General features: G+C 69.6%; 23 protein-coding genes and 1 tRNA gene. 17 read left to right on the plus strand and 7 right to left on the minus strand.

The features are described 5' to 3' along the window. Positions 1-14 precede the first annotated feature (14 nt). On the minus strand, positions 15-773 hold the full coding sequence (locus BN4252_RS03190) for a hypothetical protein (protein ID WP_066525518.1): 759 nt from the start codon (positions 771-773) through the stop codon (positions 15-17). A gap of 34 nt (positions 774-807) precedes the next feature. Here BN4252_RS03190 and BN4252_RS03195 point away from each other — a divergent pair, with 34 nt between their 5' ends. From BN4252_RS03195 to BN4252_RS03205, 3 genes are read left to right on the plus strand one after another with little or no spacing between them, the layout of a single operon-like run. Continuing rightward, the gene (locus BN4252_RS03195; RefSeq protein ID WP_066525525.1) at positions 808-1,662 is read left to right on the plus strand and encodes a DUF3097 domain-containing protein; all 855 of its coding nucleotides are present in this window, start codon (positions 808-810) and stop codon (positions 1,660-1,662) included. Positions 1,663-1,694: 32 nt separating this feature from the next. Next, complete coding sequence (locus tag BN4252_RS03200) at positions 1,695-2,120, plus strand: NfeD family protein (RefSeq protein WP_066525532.1); 426 nt, start codon at positions 1,695-1,697, stop codon at positions 2,118-2,120. Positions 2,121-2,180: 60 nt separating this feature from the next. Further along, positions 2,181-3,323, plus strand: coding sequence for an SPFH domain-containing protein (locus tag BN4252_RS03205; protein WP_230208557.1), 1,143 nt, complete (start codon positions 2,181-2,183; stop codon positions 3,321-3,323). Positions 3,324-3,382: 59 nt separating this feature from the next. Here the strand turns inward: BN4252_RS03205 and BN4252_RS03210 are convergent, their stop codons facing one another. The 3 genes from BN4252_RS03210 to BN4252_RS03220 all read right to left on the minus strand — a co-directional run bounded on the left by BN4252_RS03210 (position 3,383) and on the right by BN4252_RS03220 (position 4,790). Beyond that, positions 3,383-3,940, minus strand: a complete 558-nt coding sequence (locus BN4252_RS03210) for a DNA-binding protein (protein ID WP_066525538.1) — start codon at positions 3,938-3,940, stop codon at positions 3,383-3,385. 33 nt (positions 3,941-3,973) lie between these two features. After that, complete coding sequence (locus BN4252_RS03215) at positions 3,974-4,627, minus strand: TVP38/TMEM64 family protein (RefSeq protein ID WP_078056739.1); 654 nt, start codon at positions 4,625-4,627, stop codon at positions 3,974-3,976. 77 nt (positions 4,628-4,704) lie between these two features. Then, positions 4,705-4,790, minus strand: a tRNA-Leu gene (locus BN4252_RS03220). Positions 4,791-4,926: 136 nt separating this feature from the next. Between BN4252_RS03220 and BN4252_RS03225 the strand changes: the two genes are divergently transcribed. Both BN4252_RS03225 and BN4252_RS03230 read left to right on the plus strand, forming a co-directional pair. Continuing rightward, on the plus strand, positions 4,927-5,469 hold the full coding sequence (locus tag BN4252_RS03225; protein ID WP_066525540.1) for a YbhB/YbcL family Raf kinase inhibitor-like protein: 543 nt from the start codon (positions 4,927-4,929) through the stop codon (positions 5,467-5,469). A gap of 50 nt (positions 5,470-5,519) precedes the next feature. After that, positions 5,520-5,870 (plus strand): hypothetical protein, encoded by a 351-nt coding sequence (locus BN4252_RS03230; RefSeq protein ID WP_066525542.1) that lies wholly within the window; start codon positions 5,520-5,522, stop codon positions 5,868-5,870. Between the two features lie 18 nt (positions 5,871-5,888). Here the strand turns inward: BN4252_RS03230 and pyrD are convergent, their stop codons facing one another. Together pyrD and BN4252_RS03240 are read right to left on the minus strand one after the other, a co-directional pair. Beyond that, positions 5,889-7,064 (minus strand): dihydroorotate dehydrogenase (quinone), encoded by a 1,176-nt coding sequence (gene pyrD / locus BN4252_RS03235; protein WP_066525881.1) that lies wholly within the window; start codon positions 7,062-7,064, stop codon positions 5,889-5,891. Positions 7,065-7,102: 38 nt separating this feature from the next. Beyond that, entirely contained in the window at positions 7,103-8,032 is a 930-nt protein-coding gene (locus tag BN4252_RS03240; RefSeq protein ID WP_096877756.1) for an NHL repeat-containing protein, read from the minus strand. A gap of 297 nt (positions 8,033-8,329) precedes the next feature. Between BN4252_RS03240 and BN4252_RS03245 the strand changes: the two genes are divergently transcribed. From BN4252_RS03245 to BN4252_RS03285, 9 genes are all read left to right on the plus strand, one after another. Then, entirely contained in the window at positions 8,330-9,157 is an 828-nt protein-coding gene (locus BN4252_RS03245) for an undecaprenyl-diphosphate phosphatase (RefSeq protein WP_066525548.1), read from the plus strand. Positions 9,158-9,167: 10 nt separating this feature from the next. Beyond that, complete coding sequence (gene mshC / locus BN4252_RS03250) at positions 9,168-10,406, plus strand: cysteine--1-D-myo-inosityl 2-amino-2-deoxy-alpha-D-glucopyranoside ligase (RefSeq protein WP_066525551.1); 1,239 nt, start codon at positions 9,168-9,170, stop codon at positions 10,404-10,406. A 12-nt stretch (positions 10,407-10,418) separates the two neighbouring features. Beyond that, a complete protein-coding gene (locus tag BN4252_RS03255; RefSeq protein ID WP_066525553.1) occupies positions 10,419-10,823 on the plus strand; it encodes a hypothetical protein in 405 nt (134 codons plus the stop codon). Further along, on the plus strand, positions 10,801-11,520 hold the full coding sequence (locus BN4252_RS03260; RefSeq protein ID WP_268258883.1) for an HAD family hydrolase: 720 nt from the start codon (positions 10,801-10,803) through the stop codon (positions 11,518-11,520). Before BN4252_RS03255 ends, BN4252_RS03260 begins: the two co-directional genes overlap by 23 nt. A 42-nt stretch (positions 11,521-11,562) precedes the next feature. Next, positions 11,563-11,826 (plus strand): phosphoribosyl-ATP diphosphatase, encoded by a 264-nt coding sequence (locus BN4252_RS03265; protein ID WP_066525556.1) that lies wholly within the window; start codon positions 11,563-11,565, stop codon positions 11,824-11,826. 15 nt (positions 11,827-11,841) lie between these two features. Then, positions 11,842-12,696 carry an ATP phosphoribosyltransferase gene (gene hisG / locus BN4252_RS03270; RefSeq protein WP_066525563.1) on the plus strand — a complete coding sequence of 285 codons (855 nt, stop codon included), beginning with the start codon at positions 11,842-11,844 and terminating at the stop codon, positions 12,694-12,696. A 43-nt stretch (positions 12,697-12,739) separates the two neighbouring features. After that, a complete protein-coding gene (gene aspA / locus BN4252_RS03275) occupies positions 12,740-14,164 on the plus strand; it encodes an aspartate ammonia-lyase (RefSeq protein WP_066525566.1) in 1,425 nt (474 codons plus the stop codon). Positions 14,165-14,251: 87 nt separating this feature from the next. Continuing rightward, on the plus strand, positions 14,252-15,562 hold the full coding sequence (locus tag BN4252_RS03280; protein WP_066525568.1) for an anaerobic C4-dicarboxylate transporter: 1,311 nt from the start codon (positions 14,252-14,254) through the stop codon (positions 15,560-15,562). Positions 15,563-15,605: 43 nt separating this feature from the next. Next, entirely contained in the window at positions 15,606-17,270 is a 1,665-nt protein-coding gene (locus tag BN4252_RS03285) for a formate--tetrahydrofolate ligase (RefSeq protein ID WP_066525569.1), read from the plus strand. Here BN4252_RS03285 and BN4252_RS03290 read toward each other — a convergent pair. Further along, complete coding sequence (locus BN4252_RS03290; RefSeq protein ID WP_066525571.1) at positions 17,267-18,088, minus strand: RecB family exonuclease; 822 nt, start codon at positions 18,086-18,088, stop codon at positions 17,267-17,269. The genes BN4252_RS03285 and BN4252_RS03290 overlap by 4 nt on opposite strands. A gap of 58 nt (positions 18,089-18,146) precedes the next feature. On the opposite strand from BN4252_RS03290, the gene BN4252_RS03295 reads away from it, so the two are divergent. The 3 genes from BN4252_RS03295 to arc are packed head-to-tail and all read left to right on the plus strand — an operon-like array spanning position 18,147 to position 21,774. Further along, the gene (locus BN4252_RS03295) at positions 18,147-19,346 is read left to right on the plus strand and encodes a M18 family aminopeptidase (protein WP_066525576.1); all 1,200 of its coding nucleotides are present in this window, start codon (positions 18,147-18,149) and stop codon (positions 19,344-19,346) included. Positions 19,347-19,360: 14 nt separating this feature from the next. Further along, positions 19,361-20,194, plus strand: coding sequence for a tRNA (adenine-N1)-methyltransferase (locus BN4252_RS03300; RefSeq protein ID WP_066525580.1), 834 nt, complete (start codon positions 19,361-19,363; stop codon positions 20,192-20,194). A 29-nt stretch (positions 20,195-20,223) separates the two neighbouring features. Next, entirely contained in the window at positions 20,224-21,774 is a 1,551-nt protein-coding gene (arc, locus tag BN4252_RS03305) for a proteasome ATPase (RefSeq protein WP_066525584.1), read from the plus strand. The last annotated feature ends 5 nt before the right edge of the window (positions 21,775-21,779 follow it).

Raw genomic sequence — 21,779 nt, forward strand, 5'->3', positions numbered from 1 at the left:
GCGGGGGCCTTCGCTTATCGACGCCCCCATTCCCGCCCATAATCCACCACCGCATCCGCGACCCCGGCCATGCGCGCCGAGCGGATGTGGCGCCATAGGGCGAACAGCTGCGGGTCGAAGCTATGGTCGCCCAGGCGGTCCGTGACGGTCTCGATGGTGGCGGCCACCCGGTCCGCGCGGGCGAAGAGCTTCGCGGCGCGCGGGGTGACGCCGGCGGGCAGGCCGGGGGTGTCGTAGAAGTCTGCCAGGCTGCCCACCGCGAGGCGCGGGTTGGGCAGGTCGGCGCGGGTGCCGCCGGTCGCCTCGATCAGCAGCGCCGCCTGCTCCGTGGCCGCGGACAGGGCCGCGTCCGCCTCACCCGGCGAGAGCCACTCGGGCTCCGGCAGCCGCTCCGCGTCCTCGAACCAGCGCCACGTCACCCCGCGCTCGCCGTAGTCGGGCACCAGGATGTGCGAAGTCGCACCCGCGCCGCGGACCACGATGGCGCCGGCGGGGGTGAGCGCCTCCATGGCGGGGGAGCCGGCGCGCAGCCCCGGCGCCTGGCCCGGGCCCCAGAGGATCAGCCGGACGGTGGGCTCGGGGGTTTCGAGGTCTGCTTCAACGCGGACGTCGCGAAGCAAATGCGCGATCGGCTCCCCCTGGTAGGTGTGGGGACCTCCGAGGTCGGTGAGCGCCTGCACCGTCTCGTCGGTGGACTCCACGTTGTAGAGCCACGCCGCGAGCCAGACGGCGGTGTTCTGGAGGGGTGAATAGACTTCGGCGCGCGTTCTCACCGGCCGGATTGTAGCCGATACACTCGGGCCCACTATGAGCTTTGACAACCGCTACGGGGGAGACATCTTCAAGGGCCACGCCCGCACACGGCGCCCCGCCTACCCGCAGGTGCCGGCCGAGCCCGGCATCGTCGCGGAGGTGGTTGGGGACGACTTCGTGGGCGCGGTGGTGGGCTTCGAGCGCACCTACGACGGGGACTTCGTGCGCCTGGAGGACCGCCGCGGCGCCCAGCGCCTGTTCAAGCTCTTGCCCGGCGCGTTCCTGGTGGAGGGCCAGCGCGTCCCCTTGACCCGCTACACGGCGCCGGTGCCGAGCACGCCCACCCACTCCAACTCCGGTTCCCGCCGCGTGGAAAACGCCCCAGCGAAGGTGGCCATGCCCTCGCGCATCTGGGTGGAGGGCATCCACGACGCCGCGATCGTGGAGAAGGTGTGGGGCCACGACCTGCGCGTCGAGGGCGTGGTGGTGGAGTACCTCGAGGGCCTGGACAACCTCGAGGCGCGGCTGCGCGAGTTCGGGCCCGGGCCGGGACGGCGCATCGGCGTGCTGGCGGACCACCTGATCGAGGGCACCAAGGAGTCGCGCCTAGTGGAGCACGTCGGCGAGCACGTGCTTGTCACCGGCCACCCCTACATCGACATCTGGGCCGCCGTAAAGCCGCAGCGCGTGGGGCTTGCGGCCTGGCCGGAGGTGCCGTACGGGGAGGACTGGAAGACGGGCGTGTGCCGCCGGGCGGGGGGGGCCGACCCCAAGGAGGGCTGGCACCGCGTCTACTCGGCGGTGGAGACCTTCCGCGACCTGGATTCCACCCTGATCGGCGCGGTGGAGCGGCTGGTGGATTTCGTGACCACCCCTGAGCTGAGCAAGGCCGACCTGCTGGGCCCCTAGCCGCGTGGGCTGCCCCGTGTACCCTTTGGCGCATGGGTGCTCTTGTGTGGTTTGCCGCGGCCGCGGTGCTGGCGTGCCTGGAGCTCGCGGTGGGTGAGATGACGCTGCTCATGCTCGCCGCCGGCGCCCTGACCACCAGCGCCGTGGCGCTGGCCGGGGTGCCGGCGGGGGTTGAGGTGGCGGTCTTCGCCGCCTCGTCCGCCGCCTTCTGGTTCTTCCTGCGGCCGTACCTGCGCCGCCGGCTGGACTCGCCCATGGTCTACGACGAAACCCCGCGCGCCCTCGTCGGCTCCCGCGCCCAGGTGGTGGAGGACATCACCCCGGCCGGGGGGCAGGTGCGTTTCGACGGCTCCCTGTGGTCCGCCCGCGCCCTCGACCCGGCCGAGGTGATCCCGGCCGGCAGCACCGTCACTGTCTCCGATATCGACGGCCCGGTCGCGGTCGTCTGGAAGGACTGACCCGTGTTTCTCCTCATCATCCTCGCGCTCGTGGTGGCGCTGGTCATCTCCTCGGTGAAGATGATCCCGCAGGGCGAGGCCGCCGTGATCGAGCGCCTCGGCCGCTACACCCGCACCACCAGCGGGGGCCTGACCCTGCTTGTCCCATTCATCGACAGGATCCGCGCCCGCGTGGACACCCGCGAGCGCGTGGTGTCTTTCCCGCCGCAAGCCGTGATCACCCAGGACAACCTAACGGTGGCCATCGACACGGTGGTTACCTTCCAGATCAATGACCCGGCCAAAGCCATCTACGGCGTGGACAACTACCTGGTTGGCGTGGAGCAGATATCCGTGGCCACGCTGCGCGACGTGGTCGGCGGCATGACCCTGGAGGAGACGCTGACTTCCCGCGAGACCATCAACCGCCGCCTGCGGGGCGAGCTCGACGCTGCCACCGCAAAGTGGGGCCTACGGATCAGCCGAGTGGAGCTGAAGGCCATTGATCCGCCGCCGTCCATCCAGCAGTCCATGGAGATGCAGATGAAGGCGGACCGCGAGAAGCGCGCCATGATCCTCACCGCCGAGGGTAAGCGCGAGTCCGACATCAAGACCGCCGAGGGCGAGAAGCAGGCGCGCATCCTTTCCGCAGAGGGCGAGAAGCACGCCGCCATCCTCGCGGCCGAGGCGGAGCGCCAAGCTCGCATCCTGCGGGCCGAGGGCGAGCGCGCCGCGAAGTACCTGGAGGCCCAAGGTGAGGCCCGGGCCATTCAGAAGGTCAACGCGGCGATCAAGTCCACCGGCGTCACCCCGGAGCTGCTCGCGTACCAGTACCTGGACAAGCTGCCGGAGATCGCGGGCAACGAGGCCGCCACCATGTGGATGATCCCGTCCCAGTTCGGCGACTCCCTGGAGCAGTTTGCCAAGGCCTTCGCCAAGCAGGACGAGGACGGCGTGTTCCGCTACGAGGCGCAGCGCGTGGACCAGGAGACCCGCGACATGGCCGAGGAGGGCGACCCGGATAAGTGGTTCGACACCTCCACCGATCCGGAGCTGGCCCAGGCGCTCGCCGAGGCGCGCGCAGTGGCAAACAAGCACGTTGACGAGCCGGATCCCACGCAAACCCCGCCAGCCGCGCAGGCCGCACAGCCCGTGCAGGCCGCGCAGCCCGCGCAGCCGGAGCTGGCCAGCAGGCGCCTAGAGCTCGAGGCGGACGAGCGCTAGGGACAGGCGTCGGGGCGGCCCGCGACGTGGGGGCGACCTCGGCGCGGGTTCGGCGCGGGTTAGGCGCGGTCAGACTCCGCCCGCGTGATCAGGTTCAGGGCCAGCTTCCAGCCCGCCTGCTCCGCCTGCCACCCGGCCGCCTGCAGGCGCTGGCTCATGGCCTGTTTGGAAATGCCCAGCTCCCGCGCCGCCTCGTTCTGGTTCATGCCGCGCCGCACCAGGGAGGTGGCCTCCCTGCCCTCGAGGGTGCGCTTGTGCAGCACGTGACCGAGCAAGGCGAAGGCGGCCGCGATGTCCTCGGCGGCGGTTCCGGGGTTGCGGGTGTCCACCGCCACCCTCACCTGCGCGGGCCGGGTGCCGGCCGCATCGGTGGCGGCGAAAATGCCGCGGCCGTGGGTGGCGATGCCGAGACCGATGGCCCAGTTGCCGTCGGAAAGCAATGCCATGACCAAGTTGAGTGCGTGCTCGGGGCTGTCCACGTCGGTGCGTATGTCCTCCACCGAAAGGATCTCGAAGGGGGAGACCCCGGGCAGTGTGGCCAGCGCCTCCGCCGAGCGCGCCACCACCTCGGCACGGCGCTTGCCCCGCCCCCGGTACCTCGCATGCACGCCAATCATGCCCAGGGAGTGTAGCCGTCTACGCTGTGGCCTTTACTGAGGCTCGCCGGAACGCACCGGCAGCGCGGTATCGAGGGCCAGGCCCGCCACGCCCACCACGCCCAGCGCCACCGCGGCAGCCACGACGGCGGGGCTCGCCTGACCGGTGAGCGTGTCGCCGAAGAATACGGTGACCACGGTGCCCGGCAGCGAGCCCACGAACGTAGCCAGCGCGAAGGGGGCGACGGGGACGCGGGTGAGCGCCGACGCGTAGTTCATCACCGAGAAGGGCACCGCGGCGATCATCCGCAGGCTCGCCACCGCCAGCCAGCCCCGCTGCTCCAGGCGCGCGTTCACGCGGGCCACCGCGGGGTGGGTCAGGCGCGGCTCGATGAAGTCCCGCAGGAGCCCGCGCACGATGCACAGCGACACCACGGCGGAGACGGTGGTGGCGGTGATGGCGATCAGGGTGCCGCGCCACGGGCCGAACAGGATGCCGGCGGAGACGGTGAGCACGGTGCGCGGCACCGGCAGCTGCGTCACCCCGACGTAGAGCAGCCAGAACACCACGGGGAACCACGCGCCGGTGTGCTCGGACCACTCGCGCAGGACGGACAGCGGGGGGATATCGAGGAGGTACCAGGCAGCGGCGGCGAGCGCGAGGGCGGCGGCGACGGCCGCGAGGCGCGGCAGCGTTGGTTTTGGCACGCGGCCTCCCCGGTGATCGTCAATAAGCAAAGTCGATAAGCAAAAAGGCCCCTGCGATAACAGGGGCCGAACAGTTGTGCCCGAGGGGGGACTTGAACCCCCACGTCCGTTAATAGGACACTAGCACCTCAAGCTAGCGCGTCTGCCATTCCGCCACCCGGGCTTTGGGTGTTTCAGCCTTCCGGCTGGGCACTCGAGTTACTATAGGGCGGGTCCCCGTGCCCGCCAAATCGCCAGGTCAGCGCCGTACGTACGGCATCCGGTGGCGGCGGGGCGCGGGCCTCGGGTAGGAATGTGGCATGACTGCGAATTACGTCTCCGACCGTTTCCCGGGCCCCGACCCCTACGCCCCGCTGGCGGACGTGCCCCCGTTCGAGCTCACCTCCGAGGACATCGTCGAGGGGCAAAAGCTTGACGACGCCCTCGCCGGAGACAACGCCGTAAGCCCCCAGCTGTCCTGGTCCGGCGCACCCGAGGGCACGAAGACGTACGCGGTGACCTGTTTCGACCCGGACGCGCCCACGGCTTCGGGCTTCTGGCACTGGTCGGCCTTCAACATCCCGGCCGACGTGACCGAGCTTCCCTCCGGCGCCGGCTCCGAGGAGGGCTTGGGCGTGGGCGCGGTTGTGCTCGCGGGCGATTCCGGCGTGAAGGGCTACTACGGCGCCAACCCGCCGGCCGGCCACGGCCCGCACCGCTACCTCTACGCGGTCCACGCGGTGGACACCGAGCTGCCGGCCGACGAGATTGCCAACCCCACCCAGCTCGGCTTCAACCTCTACTTCCACGCGCTCGGCCGCGCCATCACGTGGGGCTGGTACGAGAACGCGCCCGAGAACTAGCCTGCCGAGAACTGGCCTGCGGCACCCAGCCGTCGGCTACACTTCGCCGAATGGTTCCTGTGCAGATCCGCGTGGGCGGCGCCTTCCTCGGCGTCGCCCTCGCGCTAGCCATGTACGCGGTGATCGCCCTGCTGCGCGGCGACACCACCTTTGCCATCACCCCGCAGGTGCTCACGGTGCTCGCCGCCGTGGTGCTGGTGGGCGCCTTCGCCACCTACGACACAACGCAGCCCGGATCCCGTCGCCAGGTGGGGGCGCTGGCGGCGGCGGTGGCCCTGATCGGGCTGGGCGTGGTGCTGCCGTCCACCGAGCTGGCCGTGACCACCCCGTTCTGGCTGCTCGGCTGGGCGCTCACCGCCGGCCTGTGCGCCGCGGTGCTCCGTCGCTCGGCGGCGAGCTAGGCTGACCAGTCAGGCCAGCTAGACCCGCTTCCACTCCAAACCGCTGCCCACCGCCTCGGAGATGTTCTCCAGGCCGTGGGCGCGCAGCTGCGCGGCGATGCCGGCGTGCACGCGGCGCACCCAGCCCGGCCCGCCGTAGATGAACGGCGTGTAGCCCTGCAGCAGGCTCGCACCGGCGGTGATGCGTTCCCACGCCTGCTCCGGCGTCATGATGCCGCCAACGCTCACCAGCACCAACTCATCGCCGACGCGGGCGTGCAGGCGCTTGAGCACCTCGAGTGATCGCTTGGCCACGGGCGCCCCGGAGACGCCGCCGGCCCCCATCGCGGCCACCTCGTCGGCGGGGGTGCGCAGGCCCTCCCGGGAGATGGTGGTGTTGGTGGCCACGATGCCGGCTAGGCCGAGCTCCACGGCCAGGTCGGCCACGGCGTCCACGTCCTCGTCGCTCAGGTCCGGCGCGATCTTGACCAGTACCGGCGTGTCCGCGGAGTTCTTCACCACCTGCAGGATGGGCCGCAGCTCCTCCACGGCCTGGAGGTCGCGCAGGCCCGGGGTGTTGGGGGAGGAGACGTTGACCACTAGGTAATCCGCTCGCGGGCCAAGCACCGTGGCGCCGGCGCGGTAGTCGGCCACGGCGTCCTCGGCGGTCTTATTCTTGCCGATGTTGATGCCCACGATGTCGCCGGTCTTCCGCTTGGCCAGGCGCTCCGCCACGGTGATGGCACCCTCGTTGTTAAAACCCATGCGGTTCAAGATCTGTCTCCTATACACATCCGACGCTGCCGACGCGCCCACCCGTCGCTCGCTTGCGACGCCTCGCTCGGCCAGGCGCTCCGCCACGGTGATGGCACCCTCGTTGTTAAAACCCATGCGGTTCAAGATGGCCTTGTCCGCGGGGAGGCGGAACAGGCGGGGGGCGGGGTTGCCGGGCTGCGGGCGCGGGGTGACGGTGCCCAGCTCGGCGTAGCCGAAGCCCACCGCCCCCCACGCGTCCACGGCGGTCGCGTTCTTATCAAAGCCGGCCGCGAGCCCCAGCGGGGCGGGGAAGCGCACGCCGAAGCACTCCTGCTCCAGCGCCGGGTCGTGGACCCGCACCACGCGCTCCATGAGGCGGTTCACCGGGGTGGCGCTGTGCAGAAGGTGCAGCGCCCCGCTCATCGCGCCGTGGATGCGCTCCGGCGGGATGCGGAACATGAGTTTCAGGGCCGCCTGGTAGGCCCGCTCGGTCGGGGTCACTTCGTCTCCTCGGGAAGCTCGTGCAGGTGCTTGTCGGACGCGCGGATGATTTGGAGGCCGCCGCCGGTGGCGGAGGCGATGACCAGGGTGCCGTCGGCAAGCGATGCAATGCTCTGCGCGTCGGCGACGGTGCGCAGGCGGCCGCGCTCGAGCGGCACCCCGCGCGATATGTCGTAACCGGTCGCGGTGTTGGTGGCGGTGGAGGTGATCCAGGCGAGGCGGTCGCGGCCGTCCCACGCCACATCCCACGGGCTTTCTTCAACGGGCGCCATCTGGTGGAGGCGGATGATGTCGTCCGAGGTGTAGACGAGGAGCTGGGAGCCGGTGGCATCCGCCGCCAGCACCAGGCCGTCTCCGCCCGCGGCGATCTTGCCCACCCCAAGGCCGGCGCGCAGGGTGCCGCCCTGCTTACCGCCGCGCCAGTTCAGGTCCTGGATGGTGGTGTCGAAGCTGCTTGTGCGCACCACCGCATCAGGCTGGCCTTCGACCGGAACCGCCTGGATCTGGGCGGTTTCGCGCGCCACCGAGAAGGTGCGCTCGAGCTGGTTGTCCTTGTACACCCACACCTTGCGTTCGCTGCCACTGCCGGCGACCACTTCGCCGCTGGATGTGATGGTTGCGGCATCGACGGGAGCCTCCGTATTGAACGACTCCTCGCCGTTGGCCCTGAAGATGCGGACGTTGGTGCCGCACGCCACAACGAATGCGCCGGCGTTCGCGGAGGCATCGCCGCACTCGCCGGGGAGCGAGTGGGGTTTGACCTGGCCTGCCACGAGCTGATCCAACGTCCCCACAAACAGCTCGTTCTCGGTGCGCACGCCGATAAGGTCCCCGGTTGTATCCAGGTCGCGGACGTTCTCGAAGGGGTAGACCGTCCCGTCAGGGTCCACCTGGGAGGGGGACGGCGCCGGGGTGGCGTTGCCCATGTTCAGGGCCGCTTCATCCGCCTGTTCGAGGGGGCTGCCGCACGCCGTGAGACCAGCCGTGAGAACAATGGTAGTGAGCAGCGCAGTGACGGCCGCACCGTGCCTGCGTGCGCGATTCGCACCTATCGAACTCTTCACAGCCCCCAACCCTAGCAACCGGCCTCCACGTAACCGGCCTCCACGTAACCGGCCTCCACGTAACCGGCGCGGGCAGCGGGGGCTCCTGCCGCCTCCGCGCCGCGCGGAGTAGGGTTGCTCGGCGTGAATGAAGCAGTAGCGCTCGCCGCCGCAAACTCGATGACCTGGGCGCAGGTCGTGGTCCTGTCCATCGTGCAGGGCCTGACGGAATTCCTGCCGGTGTCCTCCTCCGGCCACCTGCGCATCGTCTCCGAGCTGTTCTGGGGCGAGGACGCGGGCGCCAGCTTCACCGCCGTGATCCAGCTGGGTACGGAGCTGGCGGTGTTGGTGTTCTTTGCCAAGGACATCTGGCGGATTCTTACGGGGTGGTTCGCGGGGATCGTCGATAAGCACAAGCGCGGGTTCGACTACCGGATGGGCTGGATGGTCATCGTCGGCACGATCCCGGTGGGCCTGGCGGGCGTGCTGCTGAAGGACCTGATCCGCGAGAACTTCCGCAACCTGTGGATCACCGCGGCCGTGCTCATCCTTTTCTCCTTCGTCTTCATCGCGGCGGAGCGCCGGGGCACCAAAGCCCGCGGCTTCGACGAGCTGACCATGCGCGACGCCATCGTGATGGGCCTGTGGCAGTGCCTCGCGCTGATCCCGGGCGTGTCCCGCTCCGGCGGGACCATCTCCGGCGGCCTGCTGCGCAACCTCGACCGCGAGGTGGCCACCCGCTTCAGCTTCCTGCTCGCGATCCCCGCGGTGCTCGCGTCGGGGCTCTTTTCGCTTCCCGACGCCTTCGACCCACAGGCCGGCCAGGCCGCCAGCGGCGCCCAGCTGCTCGTCGGCTCCGGCATCGCCTTCGTGCTGGGCTACATCTCCATCGCGTGGCTTTTGAAGTTCGTCTCCAACCACTCCTTTGCGTGGTTCTCCGCCTACCGCATCCCGCTGGGCATCCTGGTCATGCTGCTGCTGGCCACCGGTGTGATGCAGCCGTACTAGGCTGGCCCGCATGCATTCCTGGCCTCACCCTTTCGTTCCCGCCGTCTCCGGGGCGCCGGTTCCGCTCGCGCTTTACGACACCGCTGACCAGGCCGTCAAGCCCGTGGACACCTCGCTGCGTGGCGGCGGGGGCGAAGTAGGCGGGGAGGGCAGCGTGGGCATGTACGTCTGCGGCATCACCCCGTACGACTCGACCCACCTCGGCCACGCCGCGACCTACCTCGCCTTCGACCTCGTCTACCGGCAGCTGCTGGCCAACGGCCACCAGGTGCACTACGTGCAGAACGTCACCGACGTGGACGACCCGCTGTTCGAGCGCGCGGAGCGCGACGGGGTGGACTGGCGGGAGCTGGGCACCAGCCAGATCGACCTGTTCCGATCCGACATGGAGGCGCTGTCCGTGATCCCGCCGCGCGAGTACGTGGGCGCGATGGAGGCCGTGGACGAGATCGTGGAGATGGTCGGCCAGCTGCTCGACGCGGGCGCCGCCTACCGCCTAGACCATGGCGACATCTACGCCTCCATCGAGGCCACCCGCCATTTCGGCTACGAGTCGAACCTGGACCGCGCCACCATGGAGGCCTTTTTCGCTGAGCGCGGCGGCGACCCGGAGCGCCCCGGCAAGCGCGACCCGCTGGACGCGCTGCTGTGGCGCGGGCACCGCGAGGGCGAGCCGGCCTGGGATTCCCCCTTGGGCCCGGGCCGGCCGGGCTGGCACGTGGAGTGCTCCGCCATCGCCACCAACCGCCTGGGCACCCGCTTCGCCATCCAGGGCGGCGGCTCCGACCTGGCGTTCCCGCACCACGAGTTCTCGGCCGCGCACGCCGAGGCCGCCCACGGCATCGAGCGCATGGCGGGCCACTACGTGCACACCGGCATGATTGCGCTCGACGGGGTGAAGATGTCCAAATCCCTCGGCAACCTCGTCTTCGTGCACAAGCTCACCGAGGCCGGCCACGAGCCCTCGGCCATCCGCCTCGCCGTCTTCGAGGGCCACTACCGCCAGGACCGGGACTTCTCCGACGCCGCCCTCGAGCGCGCCGAGCAGCGTCTCGCCGCCTGGCGCTTGAACCTCGCCCGGGAAGCGGGGGAGGAGCGCGTGCGCTCGGACGTGGACCGGCTCCGCCGGGCGCTCGCGAACGACCTGGATACGCCGTCCGCGCTTTCGCTTATCGACGCATCCGAGGGCGACCACAACGGCCTGCTCGCGGCCGCCATCGAGGGCCTGCTCGGCGTGCGTGTCGCGTAAAGATCGGGGAAGATGGGCAGCATGACCGCACCGGAGAACTCCATCCGCGCCCAGTTCCAGCCCGACGTCGACGAGTTCATCGAAGACCTGGAGACGTTCGCCACCGGCTCCTACCTCTCCGACGAGGACAAGGACCTCTGGGACGAGCCCTTCGACCCGGCCGCGCTGCCGCAGCTGAAGACCCTCCTCGAGCGTTTCCTCGACGCGCTCGACGCCCTGGGGGACGACCCGGAGGGCGAGCAGCTCGCCGCCGTGGCGAAGCCCTTCTTCGCGCAGCTGGACGAGTTCAACCAGTCCTACGCCGACGCAGTGCTCGAGCCGGAGGAGAAGGCAGACATCGAGTCCCTGGTCTTCCGCGCCGCCGCGGCCACCGGTGCCACCGACGAGGCGCTGCGTGAGCTGCCCGAGCTTGAGTAGCGCGGCCGGCCCCGCCGCCGTGTTCTGGGACATGGACGGCACCCTCATCGACACCGAGCCGCTGTGGGGCGAGGCAACCTACCAGCTCGGTGAGCTCCTCGGCCGCCCCCTCGTGCCCGAGGTGCGGGAGCGCACAGTGGGCGGCAGCTTCGGCAGCACGCTGCGCATTCTCGCCGAGTGGGCCGGCCGCGAGCTGGTGCCCGGCGACGAGGACCGCTACCGCGCCTGGATGTACGCCCGCATGGGGGAGCTGCTCGCCGGCGGCATCGAGCTCAACCCCGGCATCGGCGGCCTCCTCGAGTCCCTCGCGGACCGGGGCACGCCGATGCTGGTCACCACCAACACGGAGCGCGCGCTGGCGGACACGTGCATCGATGCGATCGGGCGCCGCTTCTTCGCCGACACGATCACCGGCGACGAGGTTGCGCGGCCCAAGCCGGCGACCGACATGTACGTGGAGGCGGCCCGTCGCGTGGGCGCCGCCCCGGCGCGCTGCCTGGTTGTCGAGGACTCGTGGGCCGGGATGAGCGCCGCCGCCGGCGCCGGCTGCGCCGTGCTCGGCCTGGCCGACGAGGTGCCGGCGGGCGTCCTGCGCTTCGATCCCGCCCAGTTCGCGGGCGCGGGCGCCGGTGACGTTGACCGCTGGTTCGAGCGCGCCGCCCGCACAGCCCGCGCCGCCCGCACGGCCCGCGTATGAAACCCGCCTGCCCGGGCCCGCGCTGGGCTAAGCTGTGTCACCGTGAAAAATTTCGATGACCTCTTCGCCGAACTGACCTTGAAGGCCACCGACCGCCCCGCCGGCTCCGGCACGGTGGAGGCGCTGGACAGCGGCGAGCACTTCATCGGCAAGAAGATCATCGAGGAAGCCGGCGAGGTGTGGATCGCCGCCGAGTACCAGTCCGACGCGGAGCTGGCGGAGGAAATGAGCCAGCTCATCTACTGGACCCAGGTGATGATGGTCAAGCGCGGTCTGCGCCCGGAAGACATTTACAAGTACCTCTAGGAGCGTCGAAAAGCAATGCCCACGATTAGGATCGCGGTACCGAACAAGGGCTCCCTCTCGGAGCAGGCGGCGGCCATTTTGAAGGAGGCCGGGTACAAGAGCCGCGGCGCCACCAAGGCGCTCAACGTGGTGGACGAGGCCAACGGGGTGGAGTTCTTCTTCCTGCGGCCCAAGGACATCGCCATCTACGTCGCGCAGGGCCACCTCGAGCTCGGCATCACGGGCCGCGATCTGGCCGCGGACTCGCGAGCGGAGGTGGACGAGGTGCTCGACCTGGGCTTCGGCGGCTCCACCTTCCGTTTCGCGGCGCCGCAGGGCGAGTCCTGGACCGTGGAGGCGCTCGAGGGCAAGCGCATCGCCACCTCCTACCCGCACCTGGTGGAGGATTACCTGGCGGCGCGCGGCATCACACCCGCGCAGATCATCCGCCTCGACGGCGCGGTGGAAATCTCCATCAAGCTCGGCGTGGCCGATGTGATCGCGGACGTGGTCTCCACCGGCGCCACCCTGCGCCAGCACGGCCTCGCGCCGTTCGGGGAGCCGATCCTCACCAGCTCGGCGGTGGTAATCACGCGCAAGGGGGCACTGCTTGACGACGATCACCAGCGCGTACTGGGCCGCATCAACGGCATCCTCACCGCCCACAACTACCTCATGATCGATTACAACGTCCGCCGCGCCGACCTCGACCGGGCCATCGACCTCACGCCGGGGCTGACCAGCCCCACGGTCTCCCCTCTGTCGAGCGAGGAGTGGGTGGCGGTGCGCGCCATGGTTCCGCAGGCCCGCGCGAACCAGGTGATGGACGACCTCGCCGCCACGGGCGCCGAGGGCATCCTGGCCACCGAGCTGCGCATCGCGCGCCTGTAAAATCCCCGGGTCGGGCCGCGCGCCCGCGCGTATGGTGGGGCCCATGAGCAATCGAATCGAAGAGGACCTGCTGGGCACCATGGAGGTGCCCTCCGACGTGTACTACGGCGTGCACACCCTGCGCGCGGTGGACAACTTCCACATCTCCGGCACCACCGTCAACGAGTTCCCCGACTTCATCCGCGGCATGGTGCAGGTGAAGAAGGCGACCGCCATTGCCAACCGGCGCCTCCACGTCTTGCCCAAGGAGAAGGCGGAGGCCATCGTCTTGGCCTGCGACCAGATTCTCGACGGCGGCCGCTGCATGGACCAGTGGCCCACCGACGTCTTCCAGGGCGGCGCCGGCACCTCGGTGAACATGAACACCAACGAGGTCATCGCGAACGTGGCGCTGGAGCACCTCGGGCGCGAGAAGGGCGCCTACGACGTGATCAACCCGAACGACGACGTGAACATGTCGCAGTCCACCAACGACGCGTACCCCACCGGCTTCCGCCTCGGCGTCTACTACGCAGTGCAGGGGCTCCTCGGCGAGCTCGACGAGCTGCAGAAGTCCTTCCGCGCGAAGGGCGACGAGTTCGCCGACATCATCAAGATGGGCCGCACCCAGCTGCAGGACGCAGTGCCCATGACGCTGGGGCAGGAGTTCACCGCCTTCGGCTCCAACCTGGCGGAGGAGCAGCGCACCATCCGCGCCGCAGCCGACTCCCTCCTGGAGGTCAACCTCGGCGCCACCGCCATCGGCACCGGCATCAACACCCCGAGCGGCTACAAGGACCAGGTGGTCGCCGCCCTGCGCGAGGTGACCGGGCTGGACATCCAGGCCTCGCCGGACCTCATCGAGGCCACCTCGGACACCGGCGGCTACGTCATGATGCACGGCGCATTGAAGCGCGCCGCGATGAAGCTTTCCAAGATCTCCAACGACCTGCGCCTTTTGTCCTCGGGCCCGCGCGCCGGGTTGAACGAGATCAACCTGCCCGAGCGCCAGGCCGGCTCCTCGATCATGCCTGCGAAGGTCAACCCGGTCATCCCGGAGGTGGTCAACCAGGTGTGCTTCAAGGTCTTCGGCAATGACCTCACCGTGTCCATGGCGGCCGAGGCGGGCCAGCTGCAGCTCAACGTGATGGAGCCGGTGATCGCCCAGGCGCTGTTCGAGTCCATCCAGCTGCTCACCAACGCGGCGCGCACCTTGCGCGAGAAGTGCGTGGAGGGCATCACCGCCAACAAGGAGGTGTGCGAGAGCTACGTGACCAATTCCATCGGCATCGTCACCTACCTCAACCCGATCATCGGCCACCACATGGGCGACGTGATCGGCCGCGAGGCGGCGGCAACCGGGCGCAGCGTCTACGACCTCGTCCTCGAGCGCGAACTCTTGACCGAGGACGAGCTGAACCGCGTGCTGAGCAAGGAAAACCTCATGCACCCCGAGTACCGGGGCCAGCTGTACGTGGACGAGGATTAGGCCGCGGGCTAGGCCGAGCCGGGCGGGTAGTGAACGTCACAGACTACCGATACCTATTGGTGTGATTTGACGTGCCAAGCTAGGTGCATGCTACTCATCGTCCGACTCGCCATCCTCTTCGGCGCCATCGTGCTTGGCGCCCGCATGGGCTCCGTGGCCATCGGCTTCGCCGGCGGCCTCGGGGTCCTTTTGCTTGGGCTGACCGGGGTCCCCGTGACCGCGGAGGACATCCCCTTCGACGTCATCGGCATCATCATGTGCGTCATCGCCGCGATCTCGGCGATGCAGCTCGCCGGGGGCATGGACTACCTGGTCCGGCTCGCCGAGCAATTCCTGCGCCGCAACCCCAAGCGCGTCACCCTCTACGCGCCCATCGTGACCTGGCTGATGACGGTGCTCGCGGGTACCGGCCACACCGCATTCTCCACCCTGCCCGTGATCGTGGAGGTGGCCAAGGAAGGTAAGGTGCGCCCCTCGCGGCCCCTGTCCGTGGCCGTCATCGCCTCCCAGATGGCCATCGTGGCCTCACCGATCTCCGCCGCCGTGGTGTTCATGGCCTCCATCCTGGAGCCACTGGGGGTGGGGTACCTGCAGCTGCTCGCGGTCATGATCCCGGCCACCTTCCTGGCCATCTTCCCCACGGCCTGGGTGGCCAACCGCATGGGCAGGGACCTGGAGGAGGACCCGGTGTACCGGGAGCGGGTGCGGCAGGGGCTCGTCGCAAAGCATGAAGCTCCTTCCGCGGCGGCAACGCCGCCCGGCGCGCGGGCCTCGGTGTGGGTGTTCCTCGCGGCGATCGTCGCGGTGATGATCTACGCCACCTTGATTTCGGAGCAGGTGGGTCTTATCGCGGAGCCGACCGTGCCGCGCAACGAGGCGATCATGGCGATCATGCTCGCGGCCGCAGCCTGCATCATCCTGATCAGCCGGACGGCGGCGGCCGAGGTGCTTAACACCCAGGTGTTCCGCTCCGGCATGTCCGCCTGCGTGTGCGTGCTCGGCGTCGCCTGGCTGGGCACCACCTTTATCAACCACTACATCGAGGACATCAAGACCATCGCCGGCGGCGTGCTCGAGGCCCAGCCGTGGCTGCTTGCGGTCGTGCTCTTCTTCGCCGCCTGCCTGCTCTACTCGCAGGCCGCGACGGCCAAGGCGCTGATGCCCGCGGCCCTGGCCATCGGCGTCAGCCCGCTCACCGCGGTCGCGGCGTTCCCCGCGGTCTCGGCTCTGTTCGTGCTGCCGACGTACCCCACACTGCTCGCGGCGGTGGAGATGGACGACACGGGCTCGACCCGCATCGGCAAGTACGTCTTCGACCACCCCTTCCTCGTGCCAGGCGTCATCTGCATCACCACCGCGGTGCTGCTGGGCTACGGCATCGGCGCGGTGGTGCTGTGAGGGGGCTGCTGCGGGGCCGCGGCGGCGGGTAGCCTTGGGCGGCATGAGCGAAATTAAATCCGACGTTGCCATTGCCCAGGCCCACACCCTCGAGCCCATCGTCGACATTGCGCGGCGGGCAGGGGTGGCAGACGATGCGCTGGTGCCGTACGGCTCGTACATGGCCAAGGTGGACATCACCCGCGTGCCGGAGCGCGAACCCGGCAAGCTCGTGCTGGTCACCGGCGTCTCGCCCACCCCGGCGGGGGAAGGCAAGTCCACGGTGCTGATCGGGCTCACCGACGCCCTGACCAGGCTCGGCCACAACGCCATGGTGGCGCTGCGGGAGCCCTCCCTCGGCCCCGTCATGGGCATCAAGGGCGGCGCCGCCGGCGGCGGGTACTCCCAGGTGGTGCCGATGGAGAACATCAACCTCCACTTCACGGGCGATTTCCACGCCATCACCAGCGCCAACAACACCCTGGCGGCGCTGATTGACAACCACATTCACCAGGGCAACGAGCTGGGCATCGACCCGCGCCGCGTGACGTGGCAGCGCTGCCTGGACGTCAATGACCGCTCCCTGCGGAACGTGGTCACCGGCCTTGGCGGGCCCACCAGCGGCGTGCCCGCTGAGACAGGTTTCACCATCACGGCGGCCTCGGAGATCATGGCCATCCTCGGGCTCGCCACCGACCTGGAGGATCTGAAGCGCCGCCTGGGCAACATCACCGTCGGCTTCACGTACGGCGGGGAGCCGGTCACCGCTCGCCAGCTGCAGGCGGAGGGTGCGATGGCGGCCCTGCTCAAGGATGCCGTGAACCCGAACCTGGTGCAGACCCTCGGCGGCACCCCGGCCTTCATCCACGGCGGGCCCTTTGCCAACATCGCCCACGGCTGCAACACGCTCATTGCCACCCGCACGGCCCTGCGCTACGCGGACATCGTGCTCACCGAGGCCGGCTTCGGCTCCGACCTGGGCGCCGAGAAGTTCTTCGACATTAAGGCCCGTTACGGGGACCTCGATGTCGCGGGCGCGGTGGTGGTGGTCACGGTTCGCTCCATCAAGCACAACGCCGGCGTGGCCAAGGATCAGCTGCAAGAGGGCAACGCCGACGCGGTCCGCGAGGGCATTGTGAACCTTGCGCGCCACGTGGAAAACGTGCGCAAGTTCGGCGTCACCCCGGTGGTCGCGCTCAACCGCTTCGCCACCGACACCGAGGAGGAGCTCGCCGCGGTGCGGCAGTGGGCCGCTGACAACGGCGTGGCCATGGCCGAGGCCGACGTGTGGGCCCGGGGCGGGGAGGGGGCGGAGGGCCTTGCGCGCGTGCTGCTGGAGAACCTCACCGAGGGGGCGTCGAAGCCGCTCTACGACCCGGCCGAGGGCATCGAGGCGTCGATTGCCACCATCGCCCGGGAGGTGTACCGCGCCGCGGACGTGCAGTACTCCCCGGCGGCGCTGAAGGACCTGGAGATGCTGCAGCGCAACGGCTACGACACGCTGCCGGTGTGCGTCTCCAAGACGCAGTACTCCTTCTCGGACGACCCGTCGCTGCTCGGCGCACCTCAGGGCCACACCCTGCACGTGCGCAACCTGCTGCCGCGCACCGGCGCCGGCTTCGTGGTGGCGCTCACCGGCGACGTGATGACCATGCCGGGCCTGCCCAAGGTGCCCGCCGCCGCCAAGATCGACGTGGACGCGGACGGCAAAATCAGCGGGCTGTTCTAGGAACCGTTGAACCGAACTGTTGAACCGTCCGCCGCCGAGCCCGGCCATCCCGGGTACGGCGGCGGGGTGCCCCCGAAGGCCGGGCACAGATCCTGGAAGGTGCACCACCCGCACAGCTTCGACGTAGTGGGGCGGAAACTTCCGGCGGCCCCGTCGGCAACGATCTTCGCCCACAGGTCGCCTAGGTCGCGCTCGAAGTACTCCAGCTCCTCGCGCGAGGGGAACAGAATCATCGAGTCCATGGCTTTCAGGTACATCAGCTTCAGCTGGGCGGGGATCACGCCGGTCAGGCGCCAGTACACCAGCCCGTAGAAGCGCAGCTGGGACTTCGCCGTCATGGAGTACTGGGGCTTGGGCATCTTGCCCGTCTTGTAGTCCACCACGCGCACCTCGCCGGTGGGGGCCACGTCGACGCGGTCGATGAAGCCGCGCACGGGGACGCCGTTGGGCAGCACCGCCTCCACGCGCATCTCTTGGGCGTGGGCGTCGAAGCCCAGCGGGGATTCTAGGTGGAAGTAGCCGCGGAGGAGCTCGCGGGCGTCGATAAGCAATTGCATCTCGTCAGCCACAGGCTCGGCGCAGCCGGCGTCCTCCTCCCGCATGCGTGCCCACGCCGGCCGCAGCCGCTTCACCGCGGCGGGGAAGGTGCGCTCCTCGCGCGGCCAGGCAAACATTTCCTCCAGCACCGCGTGGACCAGGGTGCCCTTGACCTGCGCCTCCGTCTTCGGCACCGGCAGTTTGTCGATGGCCTTCAGGCGGTACATCAGGGGGCACTGCTGGTAGTCGCTGGCGCGCGAGGGGGAGATGGCGAGGCTCATGGTGGCCTCTAGGCTAGCGCAGCCGCGCGCGGGTGAGGGCGAGGGTTAGGGTGGGTGCATGGCAAGTCTCGCCGAGTTCATCCGCACCAGCCCCAGCCCCTTCCACGCGGCCGCGAACGTGCGCGACGCGCTCGTCGCCGCCGGCTTCGCCGAGGACACCGGGACCGCGCCGGGCGGCCACGTGCTCCTCTCCGGCGGCGCGGTGGTCGCGTGGTGGGTGCCGCAGGATCCGCGCCCGGGCCTGCGCATCATCGGCTCGCACACGGATTCGCCGGGCTTCGCGCTCAAACCCGACCCCGACTTCGAGCGCGAGGGCTTCCGCCAGGCGGCGGTGGAGGTGTACGGGGGCGCGATCGTGGAATCGTGGTTCGATAGGGAGCTCGCGTTCGCCGGGCGCATAGTGCTTGACGACGCCTCCGAGCACCTCGTCCACACCCCGCCCGTGGCCCGCATCCCCAACCTGGCCATCCACCTCTACCGCGGCGACAGGCCGGAGTTGGACCGCCAGGTGCACACCCAGCCCGTGATGCTGGTGGACCGCCCCATGCTCGAGGTGGTGGCCGAGGCGGCCGGGGTGGAGCCGGGGCGTATCGCCGCCCACGAGCTGATCTCGGTGGACGCGCAGGCCCCCGGGGTGGTCGGTACCACGATCAGCGCCGGCCGCCTGGATAACCTGAGCAGCGTCCACGCCTCCCTGGAGGCGATGCTGGCCGCGGTGGCGGACCCCGCGCCCGCGGGCGAGGTGCTCGTGCTCGCCGCCTTCAACCACGAGGAGGTGGGTTCCACCACCGCTACCGGTGCCGCCGGGCCCATGCTGGAGCGGGTGCTGGGGAAGCTGGCCGCCGTGTTGGGGGACCCGCTGGAGGTTGTTGCCAACTCCTCGATGGTCTCCGCCGACGCGGCCCACGCCGTGCACCCAAACTTCCCCGGCAAGCACGACCCCACGCACCGCCCCCTGCTGGGGCGCGGCCCCGTGCTGAAGGTCAACGCCAACCAGCGCTATGCCTCGGACGCCGTGACGGAGGCCATGTGGCGCCGCGCCTGCGCCGCGGCCGGGGTACCCTCCCAGACCTTCGTGGGCCACAACGCCGTGCCCTGCGGTTCCACCATCGGGCCCATCTCGGCGACCCGCCTCGGCATCCCCACGGTTGACGTCGGGGTGCCGTTGCTCTCCATGCACTCGGCTCGCGAGCTGGCCAGCCTCGATGACCAAATGTGGTTCATCCAGGCGCTTCGGGCATACTTGTCCGGCAACTAGAGAGAGGAACCCCCATGTATTCAGGCCCGTTCCAGCCCGGCGACAAGGTCCAGCTGACGGATGCGAAGCGCCGCCACTTCACCATCGAGCTCGTCCCCGGGGGCCAATTCCACTCCCACAAGGGCATCGTCAGCCACGACGACATCATCGGCGCCGACGAGGGCTCCGTGGTGCAGTCCACCCTCGGCTCGGACTTCCTCTGCTTCCGCCACCTCTTGGTGGACCACGTGCTGTCCATGCCCCGAGGCGCCGCCGTGATCTACCCCAAGGACGCCGCCCAAATCCTGGTGGAAGGCGACATCTTCATGGGGGCGCGCGTGCTGGAGGCGGGCGCAGGCTCCGGTGCCCTGACCATGTCGCTGCTGCGCGCCGTGGGGCCTGAGGGGCGCGTCTTCTCCTACGAGATCCGCGACGACCACCTGGCCTTTGCCAAAGACAACGTGGCCGACTACTTCGGCGGGGAGCCCGAGTGGTGGACGCCGCGCCTGGGGGACTTCGGCGAGATCACGGCCGAGGAGCTCGGGGGGCCCGTGGACCGCGTCATCCTCGACATGGTGGAGCCCTGGCACTTCATCGACACGGTCAAGGAGGTGCTCATTCCGGGAGGCGTGTTCATGACGTACGTGGCCACCGTGCCCCAGCTGATGAACATCATGGAGGCCATCCGGGAGGCGAAGTGCTTCACCGAGCCGCGCGCCTGGGAGACCCTCCTGCGCGAGTGGAAGGTGGAGGGCCTGGCCACCCGCCCGGAGCACCGCATGAACGCCCACACCGCATTCCTGGTGTGGACGCGCCGCTTGGCGGACGGCGTGACGCCGCCGAGGCCGCAGCGAAGGGCGCGTCGATAAGCAAAAGCTCCCCGGCTAGGGTTGGCCCCATGAAGATCGAAGACGACGCGTTCGGGCCCGAGCTGCGCGAGCTGAAGCGCGAGAACCAGGCGCTGGGGGCGCGCAACAAAAAGCTGGCGGAGCTGCTGAAATCCAGCCGCGACCGCCTCGACGACCTCTTCGCGCAGGTGGAGGCGCTGGGGGAGCCCGCCTCCACCTACGGCATCTACCTCGAGGCGGCCGCCAAGGGGGGAGAGGCGGAGGTCTTCACCTCGGGGCGGCGGATGCGCGTGAAGGTTGCACCTACGGTCGACCCGGCGGCGCTCGCCCCCGGAACTCTGGTGCGGCTCGGGGACGGCGTGGTGGTGGTCGAGGCCTGCGGCTACGAGCCCACGGGGCAGCTGACCACCCTCATTGAGAAGATCGGGCCGGACCGGGCGGTGGTGGCGGACCAGCAGGGCACCGAACACCTCGTCCACCTCGCGCAGCCGCTACGAAGCGCCGCCCGCGCCGGCGACACCGTCCTCACCGACACCCGCGCGGGCTTCGCGTTCGAGCGCATCGCCAAGACCGAGGTCAACCAGCTCTCCCTCGAGGAGGTCCCGGACGTAACCTACGCCGACATCGGCGGCCTCGCCTCCCAGATCGAGACCATCAAGGACTCCGTGGAGCTGCCGTTTGCGTACCCGGAGCTCTACCGCGCGTACCGCCTCACCCCGCCGAAGGGCCTGCTGCTCTACGGGCCGCCCGGCTGCGGCAAGACGCTCATTGCCAAGGCGGTGGCGAACTCCCTGTCCCAGCGAATCGGAGACGGGGGGCAGGCCCACTTCATCAACGTCAAGGGCCCGGAGCTGCTGAATAAGTTCGTGGGCGAGACGGAGCGCCGCATCCGCCTCATCTTCGAGCGCGCCCGCGAGCTCGCCGCCGAGGGCAGGCCCGTAATCATCTTCTTCGACGAGATGGAGTCCATCTTCCGCACCCGCGGCTCCGGCGTCTCCTCCGACATGGAGACCACGGTGGTCCCGCAGCTGCTCACCGAGATCGACGGCGTGGAGGGCATCGCCAACGTCATCGTCATCGGCGCGACCAACCGCGAGGAGCTCATCGACCCGGCCATTCTGCGCCCGGGCCGCCTGGACATCAAGATCCGCGTCTCCCGCCCCAACCGCGCGGAGGCCGCCGACATCTTCTCCCGCTACATCACCCCGGAGATCCCGCTCGCCGACACCCCGGAGGCCCTCATCGAGGCCGCCGTAGATGCCATGTTCACCCCGCGCCCCTTTGTGGAGCTTTCGCTTGTCGACGGCACCAAGGAGACCCTCTTCTACCACGACTTCGCCTCCGGGGCCATGATTGCCAACGTCGTCGACCGAGCCAAGAAGCTGGCTATCAAGGACCACATCGCTGGCGGTGCTGGTGCAGGTGGTGCTGGCGGCGCGGGCGGTGGCGGGGGCATCACCGCGGACCACCTCCGGGCGGCCGTGCGCGCCGAGCAGGACGAGAGCGAGGACATGCCCAACACGGCGAACCCCGACGAGTGGGCCCGCATCTCCGGCCGCCATGGCAAGCGCGTCGTGGGCGCCGAGGTGCTTCCCGGGTAAGTGGC

The sequence above is a fragment of the Corynebacterium bouchesdurhonense genome (genome assembly GCF_900078305.2).
Lineage (GTDB): Bacteria > Actinomycetota > Actinomycetes > Mycobacteriales > Mycobacteriaceae > Corynebacterium > Corynebacterium bouchesdurhonense.

Bases quoted from the DNA above. Each gene is read 5' to 3' on its own strand.
- BN4252_RS03195 (WP_066525525.1), top strand. From the start codon at position 808: ATGAGCTTTGACAACCGCTACGGGGGAGACATCTTCAAGGGCCACGCC.
- BN4252_RS03200 (WP_066525532.1), top strand. From the start codon at position 1,695: ATGGGTGCTCTTGTGTGGTTTGCCGCGGCCGCGGTGCTGGCGTGCCTG.
- BN4252_RS03205 (WP_230208557.1), top strand. From the start codon at position 2,181: ATGATCCCGCAGGGCGAGGCCGCCGTGATCGAGCGCCTCGGCCGCTAC.
- BN4252_RS03210 (WP_066525538.1), bottom strand. From the start codon at position 3,940: ATGATTGGCGTGCATGCGAGGTACCGGGGGCGGGGCAAGCGCCGTGCC.
- BN4252_RS03225 (WP_066525540.1), top strand. From the start codon at position 4,927: ATGACTGCGAATTACGTCTCCGACCGTTTCCCGGGCCCCGACCCCTAC.
- BN4252_RS03230 (WP_066525542.1), top strand. From the start codon at position 5,520: ATGGTTCCTGTGCAGATCCGCGTGGGCGGCGCCTTCCTCGGCGTCGCC.
- pyrD (WP_066525881.1), bottom strand. From the start codon at position 7,064: ATGTTCCGCATCCCGCCGGAGCGCATCCACGGCGCGATGAGCGGGGCG.
- BN4252_RS03240 (WP_096877756.1), bottom strand. From the start codon at position 8,032: ATGGGCAACGCCACCCCGGCGCCGTCCCCCTCCCAGGTGGACCCTGAC.
- BN4252_RS03245 (WP_066525548.1), top strand. From the start codon at position 8,330: ATGACCTGGGCGCAGGTCGTGGTCCTGTCCATCGTGCAGGGCCTGACG.
- mshC (WP_066525551.1), top strand. From the start codon at position 9,168: ATGCATTCCTGGCCTCACCCTTTCGTTCCCGCCGTCTCCGGGGCGCCG.
- BN4252_RS03255 (WP_066525553.1), top strand. From the start codon at position 10,419: ATGGGCAGCATGACCGCACCGGAGAACTCCATCCGCGCCCAGTTCCAG.
- hisG (WP_066525563.1), top strand. From the start codon at position 11,842: ATGCCCACGATTAGGATCGCGGTACCGAACAAGGGCTCCCTCTCGGAG.
- aspA (WP_066525566.1), top strand. From the start codon at position 12,740: ATGAGCAATCGAATCGAAGAGGACCTGCTGGGCACCATGGAGGTGCCC.
- BN4252_RS03280 (WP_066525568.1), top strand. From the start codon at position 14,252: ATGCTACTCATCGTCCGACTCGCCATCCTCTTCGGCGCCATCGTGCTT.
- BN4252_RS03285 (WP_066525569.1), top strand. From the start codon at position 15,606: ATGAGCGAAATTAAATCCGACGTTGCCATTGCCCAGGCCCACACCCTC.
- BN4252_RS03290 (WP_066525571.1), bottom strand. From the start codon at position 18,088: ATGAGCCTCGCCATCTCCCCCTCGCGCGCCAGCGACTACCAGCAGTGC.
- BN4252_RS03295 (WP_066525576.1), top strand. From the start codon at position 18,147: ATGGCAAGTCTCGCCGAGTTCATCCGCACCAGCCCCAGCCCCTTCCAC.
- BN4252_RS03300 (WP_066525580.1), top strand. From the start codon at position 19,361: ATGTATTCAGGCCCGTTCCAGCCCGGCGACAAGGTCCAGCTGACGGAT.
- arc (WP_066525584.1), top strand. From the start codon at position 20,224: ATGAAGATCGAAGACGACGCGTTCGGGCCCGAGCTGCGCGAGCTGAAG.